This window comes from Streptomyces sp. NPDC021225, from assembly GCF_044332865.1.
Taxonomy (GTDB): Bacteria; Actinomycetota; Actinomycetes; order Streptomycetales; family Streptomycetaceae; genus Streptomyces.
Genome location: NZ_JBIRPV010000003.1, coordinates 977925 through 993464, shown reverse-complemented (window position 1 = coordinate 993464; position 15540 = coordinate 977925). Strand labels below are relative to the sequence as shown.

8 protein-coding genes are annotated in these 15540 nt (G+C 71.5%); 4 read left to right on the top strand and 4 right to left on the bottom strand.

All coding sequences use genetic code 11. The features are described 5' to 3' along the window. Positions 1 to 14 precede the first annotated feature (14 nt). Positions 15 to 1415 carry a type VII secretion integral membrane protein EccD gene (gene eccD / locus ACH4S9_RS18055; protein WP_385338696.1) on the bottom strand — a complete coding sequence of 467 codons (1401 nt, stop codon included), beginning with the start codon at positions 1413 to 1415 and terminating at the stop codon, positions 15 to 17. 381 nt (positions 1416 to 1796) lie between these two features. Between eccD and eccCa the strand changes: the two genes are divergently transcribed. Continuing rightward, positions 1797 to 5774, top strand: a complete 3978-nt coding sequence (gene eccCa, locus ACH4S9_RS18050) for a type VII secretion protein EccCa (protein ID WP_398373020.1) — start codon at positions 1797 to 1799, stop codon at positions 5772 to 5774. A gap of 335 nt (positions 5775 to 6109) precedes the next feature. Here the strand turns inward: eccCa and ACH4S9_RS18045 are convergent, their stop codons facing one another. Further along, positions 6110 to 7381: a S8 family serine peptidase gene (locus ACH4S9_RS18045; RefSeq protein WP_398372838.1), complete on the bottom strand. Its 1272-nt coding sequence runs from the start codon at positions 7379 to 7381 to the stop codon at positions 6110 to 6112. A 152-nt stretch (positions 7382 to 7533) separates the two neighbouring features. Between ACH4S9_RS18045 and ACH4S9_RS18040 the strand changes: the two genes are divergently transcribed. Next, on the top strand, positions 7534 to 10854 hold the full coding sequence (locus tag ACH4S9_RS18040) for a right-handed parallel beta-helix repeat-containing protein (RefSeq protein WP_398372836.1): 3321 nt from the start codon (positions 7534 to 7536) through the stop codon (positions 10852 to 10854). Positions 10855 to 10866: 12 nt separating this feature from the next. Here the strand turns inward: ACH4S9_RS18040 and ACH4S9_RS18035 are convergent, their stop codons facing one another. Both ACH4S9_RS18035 and ACH4S9_RS18030 read right to left on the bottom strand, forming a co-directional pair. Then, the gene (locus tag ACH4S9_RS18035; protein WP_361181839.1) at positions 10867 to 11472 is read right to left on the bottom strand and encodes a helix-turn-helix domain-containing protein; all 606 of its coding nucleotides are present in this window, start codon (positions 11470 to 11472) and stop codon (positions 10867 to 10869) included. A 122-nt stretch (positions 11473 to 11594) separates the two neighbouring features. Next, entirely contained in the window at positions 11595 to 12221 is a 627-nt protein-coding gene (locus tag ACH4S9_RS18030) for a DUF4232 domain-containing protein (protein ID WP_311721696.1), read from the bottom strand. 158 nt (positions 12222 to 12379) lie between these two features. Here ACH4S9_RS18030 and ACH4S9_RS18025 point away from each other — a divergent pair, with 158 nt between their 5' ends. Further along, entirely contained in the window at positions 12380 to 13759 is a 1380-nt protein-coding gene (locus ACH4S9_RS18025) for a helix-turn-helix domain-containing protein (protein ID WP_398372833.1), read from the top strand. A 243-nt stretch (positions 13760 to 14002) separates the two neighbouring features. Then, positions 14003 to 15478, top strand: coding sequence for an FG-GAP-like repeat-containing protein (locus tag ACH4S9_RS18020; protein ID WP_398372831.1), 1476 nt, complete (start codon positions 14003 to 14005; stop codon positions 15476 to 15478). Positions 15479 to 15540 lie beyond the last annotated feature (62 nt).

The following is a 15540-nucleotide window of genomic DNA, read 5'->3' as shown; positions in this document are numbered from 1 at the left end:
TCGGTCCGTCTCGCTCACGCCATCAGCCCGCGCAGTGCGCTGTAGACGCCGAGCGCCCACAGGACCAGGGGCAGCAGGCTGAGCGCCATCAGGTAGTGCAGGATCTCGGCCGCCCGTCCCCAGTACGGGACGAGGCGTCGCCCCGGTACCGTCCAGGAGACGATGGCGATGACCGCCGTGAGGCCGAGCAGTGCGGCGGCCACCAGCGGTCGGCGGTCCGGTGCGTACGACTCCGCGCCGACGAGGATCAGCAGGAGCAGCCCGCCCACGCCGGGGAGGGTCAGCGAGAGCCGCTGCCAGGTGTTGCCCAGACCCCGCGCGTGCAGCATCAGCAGCAGCGACAGCACCACCACCGTGAGCACGGAGGGGAGGTTGGCGTACCAGGCGAGCACCGCGAGGCAGGCGGCGCAGGTGGCGCCGACCGCCCCGTACAGCGAACTCATCCAGCCGTCCGCGAGCGCGGTGCGGCCGATGACCGCCGCGGTCGGGTGCGGTTCGATGCCCTCCTGGAGTTGCTGGGCGTTGGTCGGCAGCGGTGGCACTTTCAGCCCCGACATCCGGAAGGACAGCGAGGGGACGAACGCGCCGAGCACCACCGCCGCCAGGGCGATGATCCCGGCGACATGGTGCGGCGCCAGGTCCGCGGTGATCATGAGGGTCCCGGTGATCGCGCCGAACGCCGCGACCACGCCGGTGCCGAGGAAGAGCGCGGCGTACGCGGCCACTGCGGCGAGCACGACGATCGCGCCGCCCGCGCCCGCCACGCAGGACGCCAACAGCCGCGAGCCCACAACCTCGTTGGCGTGTGCGCCGGTGAGGTCGCCGCCGGGCAGCAGCCACCCGGCGAACGCCAGGTAGGGCGCGGCCATGAAGCCGAGCGTGGCGCCCGCTCCGGCGTCGCCGACCGCGCGGCTCGCCGACCCGGCGCCCGCGATCAGCAACAGTCCGGCCACGGCGGCGCACAGGGCGCGCACCCCCACCGAGCCGCCGGGCAGGGCGAGCACCACGAGCCCGCCGGTGAGCGCGGTCACCGCGAGGCCGAGCAGCAGCCGCCGGCTCGCCTCGGGGGTCCAACCGTAGGGGCGGGACTGCATGGTGTCGGAGATGCCGGCCACGAGGTCGTCGAGGTGGGCATCGGGCAGCGCCTCGGTGCGCGGCCGGAGGTAGAGCGTTTCGCCGTCGCGCAGATCGTAGGAGTCGAGGGTGCGCTCCTCGTCCATCGGCCCGGCGCCGAGGCGTTGCAGCACCCAGCCGCCGTGGTCGATGCCGGTCTCGTCGAGGTCCTCGCCGCCGTAGCCGAGGACGGCGGGCAGCAAGTCGGCCACGGGCACATCGGAGGGCACCGCCAGGTCGACGCTCTTGGCGGGCGCGCGGACGGTCAGCCGGCACAGGTCGGCAACCTGGGTGTCAGTCATCTGGCCGACTCACGCTCCTCCGGGGTATTCCGCCGAAAGAAATCGTGTCGCGAAATGACAGAATGACACAGAAACTCCGGCCGGAAGCTGTCTCGGTGGCGAAACGGGTTGGACCTGTATTTCGGTAGGACATGGCTCCGTCCGCACACCTGGGTAATGCACTTACCTTTCGGCAAAGTACACACGTTCCATGGCGTGCACAAGTAAAGAGACCAAAGGACAGCGTGTCACTAAATGACAGAATGTCACTGGAGTTCATTGACGCAATGGAACTGAAACTCCAGGCGTAAGCTCTCGCGGTGGCGGAAAAGGCTGGGCCTGCATTTCAATAGGGCATGGTTTTCATCCGCACACCGCCCGTAAGGAGACCGTTCGTTGAGTGTGGTCCTGTTCCGCAGGCCGGCCCGCCGCCGCGGCCCGGACATGCCCGAGGGCGAGCTGAACCTCCAGGAGCCGCCCACGCTGCCCGAGGTGGTGCCCGACAGCTCCGCCGTGTGGACGTATCTGCCCATGGCGCTGATGTCGGTGTCGATGATGCTGATGTTCATGCGGCCGGGCATGAGCCGGGCGTCCGGAAGCCACTTCATGTACCTGGCCGTCGGCATGATGGTGCTGGCGTCCGCCGCCATGATGCTCGGCCAGATGATGCGCAAGATCAGTGAGCGCAAGCAGCGCCTGAAGGGCGAGCGCCGCGACTACCTGCGCTATCTCACGCAGATCCGGCGCAAGGTGCGCACCGCGGTAGCCGACCAGAAGAAGGCGCTGGCCTGGCGCCACCCGGAGCCCGCGGCCCTGTGGGCGCTGGTGGGCACCACCCGGCTGTGGGAACGCCGCCCGCAGGACGAGGACTTCGGCGAGGTCCGGGTGGCCGTCGGCGAGCAGAAGCTCGGCCTGCGGCTGACGCCGAAGGCCACCACGCCGGTGGAGGACCTGGAGCCGCTGGCCGCGCACGCCCTGCGCAGCTTCATCCGGGCGTACTCCACCGTGCCCGACCAGCCCATCGCCATCTACCTGCGGGCCTGGGCGCGGGTGCTGTTCCGCGGCGACGAGGAGCGGATACGTTCCGTCGCCCGTGCCGTGATCGCCCAGTTGGTGACCTTCCACGCGCCCGACGACATATGGGTGGCGCTGTGTGTGTCCGACGAGCGGCGGGCGGACTGGGAATGGGTGAAGTGGCTGCCGCACAACCTCCACCCCCAGGAGAGCGACGGCGCGGGCCCGGCCCGCATGTGCGTCTCGGCCTTCAACGAGCTGGAGGACCTGCTCGGCGCCGAGTTCCTGGAGCGGCCGGCCTTCGACCCGGACGCGGCGGCCGGGCGCGAGGAGCCGTTCACCGTGATCGTGGTGGACGGCGGGAGCGTCCCCGGCGGGCACCGGCTGGACGGGCCGGGCTTCCGCAACGCCGTCGTGCTGGATCTGAGCGGCGCGCTGACCTGGCGGCCCGGCCGGGTAACGCTCCGCTTCGAGGTGTCCGGGCAGGACTTCACGCTGGTCCGTACCGACCGGGAGCGCAAGGAGCAGCCCACGCGACTCGGCCGCCCCGACCGGTTCGGGCCGAGGGGCGCCACCGCGCTGGCCAAGCGGATCGCCCCGTACCGGATGGGCATGGGCAGCGAGGTCGCCGAACCGCTGGCGACGAACGTGGAGTTGACCACCCTGCTGGGGATCGGCGACCTGCGCCGGCACGACCCGGCCACGCTGTGGCAGCGCAACACCGGCTCCGCCCGGCTGCGGGTGCCGATCGCGGTGTGCGCCGACGGCACCCCGCTGGAGCTGGACATCAAGGAGTCCGCCCAGGGCGGCACGGGGCCGCACGGCATGCTGATCGGCGCCACCGGCTCCGGCAAGAGCGAGCTGCTGCGCACCTTGGTGCTGGCGCTCGCGCTGACCAACTCCTCCGAAACGCTCAATTTCGTCCTGGTCGACTTCAAGGGCGGCGCCACCTTCCTCGGCCTGGACGAGCTGCCGCACACCTCGGCGGTGATCACCAACCTGGCGGGCGAGGCGGCGCTGGTCTCCCGGATGCAGGACGCCGTGCACGGCGAGCTGATGCGGCGGCAGGAGCTGCTGCGGGCGGCGGGCAACTACACCTCCGCGCTGGACTACGAGAAGGCGCGGGCGTCCGGCACCCCGCTGACGCCGCTGCCCAGCCTGTTCATCGTCGTCGACGAGTTCAGCGAACTGCTCGCGGCGCACCGCGAGTTCATGGACCTGTTCGTGATGATCGGGCGGCTCGGGCGGAGCCTGGGCGTGCATCTGCTGCTCGCCTCGCAGCGGCTCGACGAGGGCCGGATGCACCAGCTGGAGAGCCACCTGTCGTACCGCATCGGGCTGCGCACGTTCTCCGCCATGGAGAGCCGCGGCGTGCTCGGCGTGCCCGACGCCTACCAGCTGCCGCCGCGGCCCGGCAGCGGCTATCTGAAGTCCGGTGTGGAGGCGCTGACCCGGTTCCGCGCGGCGTATGTCTCCGGCCCGTACCAGGAGCGGCGGGCCGGCGCGAACCAGGCCCGGGTGGCCAGCCAGACCATGCCGTGGACCTCCGGTTATGTGGTGCCGCGCCAGATGCCCGACGTCCCCGAGCCAAAACCCGAAGAGGGGGCGGAGCCCGAGGAGACGGGGGACACGCTGCTGTCTGTCGCGGTGGAGCGGCTGCTCACCGCGGGGCCGCCCGCCCACCAGGTGTGGCTGCCGCCGCTGGACCTGCCCGCGACCCTCGACCAGGTGCTGCCCCCGCTCACCCCCGACCCCGACCTGGGGCTGACCACCGTCGGCTGGCCGGGGCGGGGGCGGCTGACCGTCCCGATCGGCATCGTGGACAAGCCCTTCGAGCAGCTGCGGGACCTGCTGACGATCGACCTGTCGGGCGTCGGCGGGCACGTGGCCATCGCGGGCGGCCCGCAGAGCGGCAAGTCCACCCTGGTGCGCACCATCCTCACCGCGCTCGCGCTCACCCACTCCCCGCGCGAGGTGTCGTTCTTCTGCCTGGACTTCGGCGGCGGCGCGCTGGCGGGCCTGGCGGAGCTGCCGCACACGGCCGGGGTGGCGGCGCGGCTGGACACCGAGCGGGTGGGCCGGACGATCGCGGAGGTCAACTCGCTGCTGGCCGCGCGCGAGCGGTACTTCCTCGATCACGGCATCGACTCCATGGCCACCTACCGGCGCCGCCGGGCCGCCGGGGAGTTCGCGGACCAGCCCTACGGGGACGTGTTCCTGGTCATCGACGGCTGGTCGACGGTGCGGCAGGACTTCGACCAGCACATGCAGACGTTCAACTCGATGGCCGCCCGCGGCCTCAACTACGGCATCCACCTGATCGTCACCACCGCCCGCTGGGTGGAGCTGTCCGCGGGCGTGCGCGACCAGGCCGGCACCCATCTGGAGCTGCGGATGGGCGACTCGATGGACTCCGAGATCAACAGCCGCCGCGCGGCCACCGTGCCGCGGCTGCCCGGCCGCGGTCTGACCCGGGACGGCATGCTGCACTACCTCTCCGCGCTGCCCCGCATCGACGGCGTGGAGAGCGCGGAGGACCTCGCGGACGGGGTCGCCGGACTGGTCGCGGCGGTCAAGGAGAGCTGGCCGGGGCCGCGGACCCCGCAGGTGCGGATGTTGCCAACCAGGCTGCCGGTCTCCCAGCTCCCGCCGCCCGAGGGCGACCTGCGGATGCCGATCGGTTTGGAAGAGAACGAACTGTCCACGGTCTGGCACGACTTCAGCGAGACCCCGCACATGGTCGTCGTCGGCGACACCGAGAGCGGCAAGACCAACATGCTGCGGCTGACGGCCAAGGCGATCATGGAACGGTACACCCCCGCCGAGGCACGGATCATGATCGTGGACTACCGCCGCACCCTGGTGGAGGCCATCCCCGACGAGTACCGCCTCGGCCATGCGGTCTCCATCGACGCGCTGCGCGACATGATCGGCGGGGCGGCCCCGGCGGTCAAGGAGCGGGTGCCGGGCCCGGACATCACACCGGCCCGGATGAAGCTGTGCGACTGGTGGACGGGCCCGCGGCTGTTCATCCTGGTCGACGACTACGACATGGTGGGCGGCGACTCGATGAACGCGCCGTTCGACCCGCTGCTGGCGCACCTCGCGCTCGGCTACGAGGTCGGGCTGCACCTGGTCGTGGCCCGCGCCGCGGCGGGCGCCTCGCGCGGCCTCAACGACCGCCTGCTGCGGCGGATGCTGGAGGTCAACACCCCCAGTCTGCTGCTGTCCTGCCCGCCGGCGGAGGGATATCTCTTCGGCAGTATCAAGGGCCGGGTGCTGGCGCCGGGGCGGGCCACGCGTATCGCCCGTCACAAGACGACGCGGGTGCAGACGGCGCTCGTGGACGACGGGCCGGCGCAATGACGCGCCGGCGCGGGAAAACGGCCCGGTCCCCCCGGGGATATTCACCTTCCCGCAAGGTCGCGGACACCCGCCCGGAATATAAGGGCGGGGCGGCTGCCCGAATTACCCCGGAGGCTGACCGATTTCCTTTGCGGGACTGCCCGGAAAAGAGTCGGCGACGAGTCGGCGATTACCGGAAAGAGCGCGGTGGGCCGTCCATGCGGGCGGGGTGGTTGCCCATATCGGCGAAGCGGCTGCCCGCACGGGGAGTGAGTTGCCACCCGAAACGGGCTGGAATTCCGGCGGAACGGGCAGAGGGCCCGCACGGCCCCGTCGGGCCGTGCGGGCAGCGGTCCTCAGGAAGCCCCGGTCCCCGCGGGCTCCGTGGGCGTCGTGGGCGCTATGGCCTCCGTGGGCTGCCGGTCCCGCGCGTCCCCCGGGCGCCAGCGCCGGGCCCGGCCGCGGGGGATCACCACGGCCCCGGCGGCCACCAGCAGCAGCAGGCCGCCGCCCGCGCCCGCGATGATCACGGCGCGATGGCGCGGCTCGGGCGAGGCGGCCGGGGGGACATGGGCAGCCGCCGGCTTCGGGGTGGCGCCCTGCTGGTCGGTGAGCAGCGAGCTCACCGCCGCGTACGGGTCCACCCGTGGTGTGTCCGACGGATACGCGGCCACCGTGAGCTGCCGTGCGACCTCGGCCGCGGACATTTCCGGGTACCGGGCCCGTACCAGCGCCGCCGCGCCCGCGACGTGCGCCGCGGCGAGCGAGGAGCCCGAACCGATGTAGTGGCCCGAGCCCTTGGGTCCGACGCTGACCACCGCGTCACCCGGCGCCGCCAGGTCCGCGCCGTCCAGCGCGGGCGCGCTGTCGGGGCGCTTGCCGTCCGGGCCGTAGTCGATGACCGAGAGCACGCCGGGCGCGGACGCGGGCCAGTACCAGGGCGCGGGCTCGACCGTCTGGCCCGTGTTCCGGTCCCTGGGGAGGAAGTCCGGGCCGACCGGCGCCACCACCAGCGCGTCGCGCTCGGCCGCGTATGCCGCGGCCTTGGTCAGCTCGGCCTTCCCCGTCGCCAGCACCCGCCCGACGTAGATGACGTCGGCGCCCTTGTCGACCGCGGTGCGGATGCCCGCCGCGAGGGTCGCGGCGGTGGTCTCGCCGCGCGGCTGCGTCCCGCGCACCGCCAGGATCCGCGCCCCGGGCGCGACCCCCGCCACGCCGACGCCCTTGACGGGTGCCGCCGCGATCAGGCCCGCGGCGAAGCTGCCGTGGCCCACGCAGTCCTCGCCCGCGTCGCCGACCGCGGTGACCCGGCCGGACAGCGCCGGGATGTCCGTACCGACGCCGGAGTCGACCACGGCCACGGTCACCCCGGCGCCCTGGGACAGCTCCCAGGCCCGGCCGAGCCCGAGCGTGGACCGGGACCAGGTCGCGTCCTCGGCCTTCCTGGTGGACGCCTTCGCACACGGGACGTCCGACGCCAACACGGCGACGACGGGGGGCAGTTCCACCGAGCCCGAGCCCGGGTCCGCGGCGGCGGGGGTGGCCGCGGTGGCGAGCGGAGCGGTGGCCAGCGCGGCGGCGGCGACCACCCGCGCCACCGGATGACGATGAGAGAGAGCACGTCGCATGGCGCGCATGTTACGCGGCCCAGGGAGGAACCACCGCAAGGTGGTCGATTTACCCATATAAAGTTCTTCAACTCGATAGTTCCGTTTACCTGGATGGCTCGTTCTGTCTGGCCGGGAAGTCGGCCCAGGCACCACAACAAGGAGGTCCCTGCGTGTCACGGCAGTTGCTCACGGTCGGCCCGGACCAGACGGAGAACTTCCGGACGATCGGCGAGGCCCTGGCGAAGGCGCGCACGGGAGCGGTCATCCGCGTCAAGCCCGGCCGCTACCGCGAGAACCTCACGGTCAGGACCCGGCTCACCATCGTCGCCGACGGCGACCGCGGCAGCGTGGAGATCTGCCCGCCGCGCGGCACCGCCGTGGTGCTCGTCGCGGACGCCGTGATGCTCACCGACCTGACGCTGCGCGGCGGCAGCGAGGACCTGCCGGTGGTGGACGCGCCGCGCGGCCAGGTCGCCATGGACGGCTGCACCGTCGTCGGCTCCGGCTGGACGGCGCTCCTCGCCCGCGAGAACGGCTCGCTGGCCATGCGCGGCTGCCGGATCTCCAACCCCGAGGGCGCGGGCGTCGTGGACACCGCCCCCACCGGGAGCATCATCGACGACTGTCTGATCGAGCACCTGGGCACCTCCGCCGTCGTCCTCAGCGAGCAGGCCCGCACCACCGTGCGCGGCTGCCGGATGCGCGACGCCAAGGGCAACGGCCTGCTCGCCAACGGCGAGGCGCAGGGCCGGGTCGAGGACTGCGACATCTCCGGCACCGAGAAGCCCGCCATCGCCCTGGAGGGCCGGTGCGCCACGCACGTGGCGCGCACTCACGTGCACGACACCTCCGTCGGCGTCTACGTCACCAGCGCCGCCCGGCCGGTGCTGGAAGAGGTCACCGTCAGCGACACCACAGGACCCGGCATCGTGCTCGCCCAGGGCGCCGACCCGGAGCTGCTGCGCTGCGGCACCGCGCGCACCAAGGGCAACGGCCTTGCGGTCACCGAGCGTTCCCGGGGCACGTTCCAGGACTGCGCGTTCGACGCCGCGGCCTCCTCCGCGATCCGCGTCGTCGGCTCCAGCGCCCCGCTGCTCTCCGACACCACCGTGCGCGACTGTGCCGACGCGACGGCGGCCGTCCTGCTGTCCGAGGACGCCTCGGCCGAGTTCGACCGTCTGGAGGTGGTGGACGCGGCCGGCGTCGCCGTCTCCATACGCACCGGGGCCAACCCCCTGCTGCGCAACGCCCGTCTCCTCGCGCCCGGCGGCCACGGCGTGGAGGTCGTCGAGGACGGCCGCGGGCGCCTGGAGGACTGTACGGTCGCGCACTCCGCGGGCGCGGGCATCCGGGTCGCGGTCGGCGGCGCCCCCGAGATCACCGGCACCGTGCTGCGCTCGACCGCCCAGGCCGCCGTCTGGGTCGGCACGGGAGGCCGCGCCACCGTACGGGACTGCCAGATCCACGCGAGCACCGCCGCGGGGCTCCATGTGGAGAGCGGCGCCGAACTCTCCGCCGGCCACACCCAGGTGGCCGAGGCCGGGGCACACGGCGTGCTCGTCGCCAACGGCGGCCGGGCCACGCTCGACACCTGCCAGATCAGCGGCAGCGTCGGCGACGGCATCCGCGTCGACAGCTCCGAGCAGGTCACCCTCACCGACTGCGCCGTGCGCGACAACCGCGGCGCGGGCCTGAAGCAGACCCGCGCGACCGAGCGCCTCACCGTCCAAGGCCTGAACAGCAGCGGGAACGCCACTCCCGACGCCTGGGGCGAGACCGCCGGGGACCTGGCCCAGGAGGGCAAGGCCGCCGCCGGCCCCGGCGAGAAGAAGCCCGAAGGCCCGCTGGCAGAGCTGGAGTCGCTGATCGGCCTCGCCGACGTCAAGCACCAGGTGCGCACCCTGGTCAACCTCAACCAGCTCGCGCAGCGCCGGGCCAGCCTCGGCATGCCCGTCCCGCCGATGAGCCGCCACCTCGTTTTCTCCGGCCCGCCCGGCACCGGCAAGACCACCGTGGCCCGGCTCTACGGCGGCATCCTCGCCGAACTCGGCGTGCTGCGCTCCGGGCATCTGGTGGAGGTCTCCCGCGCCGATCTGGTCGCCCAGGTCATCGGCGGTACGGCCATCAAGACCACCGATGCGTTCAACGAGGCACTCGGCGGTGTGCTGTTCATCGACGAGGCCTACACGCTGCTGTCCGACGGCAAGGGCTCCGGCGCCGACTTCGGCAAGGAGGCCATCGACACGCTGCTGAAGCTGATGGAGGACCACCGCGACGAGGTCGTCGTCATCGCCGCCGGATACACCGACGAGATGGGCTCGTTCCTCGCCTCCAACCCGGGCATGGCCTCCCGCTTCACCCGCACCATCGACTTCGCCAACTACTCGGTGGAGGAGCTGGTGACCATCACCGAGAGCATGTGCGCGGCGCACCGCTACGAGCTGGCCCCGAGCACCCTGGACGCTCTCGACCGGCACTACGAGCGGATGCCGCGCGACGCCACGTTCGGCAACGGCCGCGCGGCCCGCCAGGTCTTCGAGGAGATGGTCGACCGGCAGGCGTTCCGGCTCGGCTCCATGGCCAACCCCGCCGAGGCCGACCTCTCGCTGCTGCTGCCCGAGGACATCGCGGACAAGTCGGCGGCCGGGGCGGGAGCGGACGGCGGCCGCAGCTCCGAGGAACTGCTCGCCGACCTCGACGCCATGATCGGCCTGGAGGCCGTCAAGCGCGAGGTCACCGACCTGGTCAACCTGCTGTCGGCCACCAAACGGCGGCAGGCCGCGGGCCTTCCCACCCCGAAAATCAGCCACCACCTGGTCTTCTCCGGGCCGCCCGGCACCGGCAAGACCACCGTGGCCCGGCTCTACGCCGACCTGCTGCTCTCCCTGGGCGTGCTGGCCACCGGCCAGCTGGTGGAGGTGGCCCGCGCCGACCTGGTCGGCCGCTACGTGGGCCACACCGCGCAGCTCACCAAGGAGGTCTTCGAACGCGCCCTGGGCGGCGTGCTGTTCATCGACGAGGCGTACACCCTCACCCCCGAGGGCGCCGGCTCCGACTTCGGCCGCGAGGCCGTCGACACGCTGCTGAAGCTGATGGAGGACCACCGTGACGAGGTCGTCGTCATCGTCGCCGGCTACACCGAGGAGATGGCGCGCTTCCTCGCCTCCAACCCGGGCCTGGCCTCGCGCTTCTCCCGCTCGGTGAACTTCGAGCACTACTCCACGGACGAACTGGTCGAGATCATGAGCCGCCACGCCACGGCATCCGGCTACGACTGCGCACCCGACACCGTCGAGGCGCTGCTCCAGTACGTGGCCGGACTGCCGCGCGACCGCTCGTTCGGCAACGCCCGTACGGCCCGCCAGATCCTGGAGGCGATGATGACGCGGCAGGCCCGGCGGATCGGCCCGATGGCCGCACCAGGCCTGGACGACCTGCGGCTGCTGCTGCCGGAAGACCTCCCGACGGACACACGGCAACCAGCGGGCTGACGGAAGGGGCCGTCAGGCGATGGGGTCGCCGACGGCCCCGCCGGTGGCCGCGCGGATCGCGTGGGCGAACCGCCGGGCGGCGGCCTTCACCTCGGTCAGTTCCGTGGCACCGGCGCCGGCGAGGAAGGCGACGCCGATCTGCTCGTCCAGCACCCGCACCACCGCGGCAGCGGCCGCGGCATGCACCCGCACCTCCAGATCACCGGCCGCACACCCCAGCCGATCACCGATGATCACCCGCATCTGCTGCTCGATCTGATCACAAGCCATCAGCCAGGCCGTACGCAACGCCGGTTCGGTGTCGGCCAGCCGGATCATCTTCATCGCCAGCATCTCATCCGCCAGATCGGCCGGCCGCGTCTCATACTGAAGCCGGACCAGCTCCCCCACCAAGTGGTCCTCAAGAGACCTGTCCTTCGGCCAGCTGCGCAGCACACTCATCAACGTGACGACGCCCTGCATCACGATCGGCTCGGCACACGCCTCCTTGCTCCGGAAGTGCCGCCAGATGGTACGCGTGGACAACCCCACCGCATCCGCGATCTGATCACCGCTCGTCGCAGCCACACCCTGCTTCCAGAACAGACGCGCCGCCTCCCGCGAGATCTCCAGCCGCAACCGCGAACGCCGCCGCTCACTCATCCCTCCCACAGGGCGGCTCTCCGTCGCCATGGCACTCATCAACCCTTCTCCTCTCCAAAAATGAACCGATGCGCGGCAGTGCGCGGCCGGCGGTGGTGTTACCAGCTGAGAGCGTTGTCCATCGACTGCTGCCAGTACGTGACGCTCAGGGAGTCATCGACGTAAAGGCCCTTGGCGGGCAGAGGCGGATGGGCGGCCCATGAAGTGTCCTCTCCGGCGCGGTCCTGGAAGGTGACGGCGAGAGATTTCACGGTGCGGCCGTTCGTGCCGCTGCCGTCGGTGGCCGACAGGTTCACGGCGGCGTAGCCGGACTCGCCCGGGGCGAGTCTGACGACGACCCGCGGCTTGGAGTCCTCGTTGACCGGCGGCACCGACTGGGCCTTGCCGAAGCGGGCGGCCGGGTAGCCGTAGAGGTCGCAGGGGGCGCTGCCGGTGTTGGTGACCGTGAGCAGCATGTGGTTCACCGGCCGGTTCACCGGCGCCGCGACCGTCTTGATGCCGGAACCCCCACAGACGACGGCCTTGTTGCCACTCCCACCGGAATCCCCGATACCGGCCTTGCCCTGCCCCGCCGGCGCGTCCCCGCCATGCCCCGAACCGGCTCCGGACTTCGCGTACTTACCGGAGGTCGATCCGTCGCCGCACGCGGTCAGGGAGAGAACGGCGATCACGACGACCGCGGTGGCGGTAGGCAGGCGGGTACGGATGTCCCGGACACTGGACATGTGGGTGGTGCCCTTCTGTGGCGCAGTGGGGGGTGCTTGGATAACCGGAGTGTGTGGGGTGATCCATCCCAGCCGCTACGAAGGACCGGCAATTGGATACGCTGGGACGCCGGAACAGGCTTTGACCAGGAGCGATCCAGGGAGCCTGGAATGCGGGAATGGGACGCGGCAGGCCACGTGGGACATGGGGAGGAACGGTGTCAGGGTCGATAGGGTCCACCGGAGCGACCGGGCCCACCGAGGACGCGGAAGCGCTCGCGGAGCTGCTGCGGGGGCTCAAGGAACGCTCGGGGCTGAGCTACGGGGCGCTGGCCAAGCGGCTCGGCATGAGCACCTCGACGCTGCACCGTTACTGCAACGGCAGCGCGGTGCCGACGGACTACGCGCCGATCGAGCGGCTCGCCCGGGTGTGCCGGGCGACCCGCGAGGAGCAGGTCGAGCTGCACCGGAGGTGGATTCTGGCGGATGCGGCGCGGACACGCAGGAGGCCGAGTCCGGGCGGAACAGAGCCGGAGGTAACGGCACCGGAGGTAACGGCGCCGGGCGGGGCGGAACCGGAGGGAATGGCGTCGGCATCCACCGGCAGCGAACACCGCGAGCCGGGCGGAAGTGACGAACCAGTCGTCAGCGGCGCCGTGCCGTCCGCCCCCGCGCGCGCCCGCCGGCGCCGCATCGCGCTCATCGCCCCCGTCGCCGCGGCCGCCGCTCTGGGAGCCGTCGCGCTCGCCGCGATTCTGCCGTCCTTCACAGGCGAGGCCGACGACCGGAGGGCCGGGGACATCACCGTGGGCACCATTGCCGGCCCGGAGGACGACACCATCCCGGCCGACACGAGCCCGGCCGCCTCGGACTCCCCTTCCCCGTCCCATCCTGCGAAGAACGGCAAACCCTCGGCGTCGAAGTCCGCCGCCCACACCGGCGGAGTCACCACCGAGCAGGCCGAAGCGGCACCGGTCAAGGTCACCACCCGGCCCTACGTCTACAAGGACCCGTGCAACCAGCACTTCCTTGTCGACAGCGAGCCCGAACAGGTCGGCCCGCCCGCCGTCGAGCAGGACGCGCCCCGCTGGGCCGCCGCGTACGGCGCGGTCCCCTCGGGGGACCAGCGCATCGCCCTCTCCGTACAGGGCACCGGGAAGGACACGGTCGTCCTGGAGGCGCTACATGTACGCATCGTCACGAAGGGCACCCCGCTCGCCTGGAACGACTACTCGATGGGCGTCGTCTGCCCCGGCGGCGGCGCCGCCGTCAAGACCGAGTCGTTCGACGTCGACCTCGACAACGGCAGCCCCGAAGTCACCCTCAAGAACGGCCAGCGCGACTTCCCGTACAAGGTCAGCGAGTCCGACCCGGAGGTCTTCTACGTCACCGCCCGCACCAAAGCGCACGACGTCCGCTGGAACCTCGCCCTGGACTGGTCCAGCGGCGACCGCCACGGCACCGTGCACATCGACAACACCGGCACCCCGTTCCGTACCAGCGCCCGCCGCCCCGGCTACACCTACCAGCCGGGCAGCAGCGAGTGGGTCAAGCGGTAACTCGTCAAGCGGCGAGCGCGAGTTCGGAGGGGAAGGCTGTGTTTTCCCGGTGAGCCTGGGACGCCCGGACATTTTTCATTTTCGCCTACAACCCTTGGGTTCCCTCGCGAGTCTCCTGATCGCCAACCGCCTCGCGAAGCCGTAGCCGCCTTCCGGTGAACTCGCGGCGAACGCGGGCGGAACACACCCCATTGACCGCGGATGCCTGTCAGGCATCCCCCGCATGCCGCAGGAGAACCCCGCATGCACAAGCACCTTCGTATCGCCCTCGCGACCGCCGCCGCGGCCTCGCTGACGGGCGGTGCGCTCACGTTACCGACGACGACAGCCATGGCAGCGGACTCGACGACGGTCCCCCAGGCCGACTTCAACGGCGACGGCATCGGCGACGTCGCCTTCTCGGCCGCCGGCGCCTATGTGAGCGGCAAGGAGACCGCGGGCCAGCTCGTAGTGCTCTACGGCACGTCCACCGGTGTGTCGTCCGCCAAGCGGACCGTGCTCAGCCAGAACAGCGCCGGTGTCCCCGGCACCGCCGAGGCCAAAGACGCCTTCGGTGGCGAGACCGCCTACGGCGACTTCAACAGCGACGGTTACGACGACATCGCCGTGGCCGCGGCCGGGGAGGACGTGGGCGGCGACATCGACGGCGGCACCCTCGCCGTGCTGTGGGGCTCGGCCTCGGGCATCACCGGCACCGGTGTCACGATCGCGGACCCGGCCGCCTCGTCGCACGACTTCTGGGGCAAGAACCTGGCCGCCGGCGACTTCGACGGCGACGGGAAGGACGATCTGGCCGTGGGCAACACCTCCAGCACCGTCTACGTCTACAAGGGCGGCATCAGCACCTCCGGCACCGCCGGCGGCCGCTACACGATCAAGCCCCCGATCCAGTCCGGCGGCAGCGCCCGGGGCCCGATGAACCTCACCGCCGGTGACATCAACGGCGACAGCCGCACCGACCTCATGGTCGACGGCTTCGAGACGCAGACCGACTGGGGCTGGAACACCAACTACTACGTGCCGGGCACCGCGAGCGGCCTCAACGCCTCCTCGGCGAAGGCCCTCAAGCCAGGCGTGATCACCGCCATCGGCGACGTCAACGGTGACGGCTTCGGCGACATCGTCAGCGGCGCCTACTGGAACAACACGACCGACGACGGCACGACCATCCCGGGCTCCGCCCTTGGCGGCAAGGTCAATATCACCTACGGCTCCGCCACCGGCCCCGGCTCGACCACGGGCATCACCCAGAACACCGGCAACGTCCCCGGCGGGTCGGAGAAGAACGACATGTTCGGCTACGAGCTCGACCTGGGCGACATCAACGGCGACGACTACCAGGACATCGTCATCAGCGCCGCGGGCGAGGACCTGAACGGCATCGCCGACACCGGCGCGGTCACCGTCCTGTACGGCTCCGCGAGCGGCCTGAACACCAGCTCCGGCGCCCAGTACTTCGCACAGAGCACCGCGGGCGTGCCCGGCGACGACGAGAAGTACGACGGGTTCGGCCTCGACACCAAGCTCGACGACGTCACCGGCGACGGCAAGGCCGACCTGCTGGTCAGCTCCTGGGAAAACTCCGGCAACGGCGCGGTGACGTACCTGCCCTCCAGCGGCACGAAGATCACCACAACCGGCGCCCGCTCCGTCTCGCCGAGCTCGTCGGGTGTCTCCACCACCGGCACGCCGGGGTTCGGCGCCAACTTCGCCGACTGAGCACGCCGCAACCGCGCCCCTCGTGTGGCATCTGTATGACGACATCCGCCATGGCTGTCGTA

Excerpts from the sequence above, each read along its gene's own strand:
- eccD (WP_385338696.1), bottom strand. The coding sequence starts at position 1,415 with ATGACTGACACCCAGGTTGCCGACCTGTGCCGGCTGACCGTCCGCGCG.
- ACH4S9_RS18045 (WP_398372838.1), bottom strand. The coding sequence starts at position 7,381 with ATGCGACGTGCTCTCTCTCATCGTCATCCGGTGGCGCGGGTGGTCGCC.
- ACH4S9_RS18030 (WP_311721696.1), bottom strand. The coding sequence starts at position 12,221 with ATGTCCAGTGTCCGGGACATCCGTACCCGCCTGCCTACCGCCACCGCG.
- ACH4S9_RS18025 (WP_398372833.1), top strand. The coding sequence starts at position 12,380 with ATGGGACGCGGCAGGCCACGTGGGACATGGGGAGGAACGGTGTCAGGG.
- ACH4S9_RS18020 (WP_398372831.1), top strand. The coding sequence starts at position 14,003 with ATGCACAAGCACCTTCGTATCGCCCTCGCGACCGCCGCCGCGGCCTCG.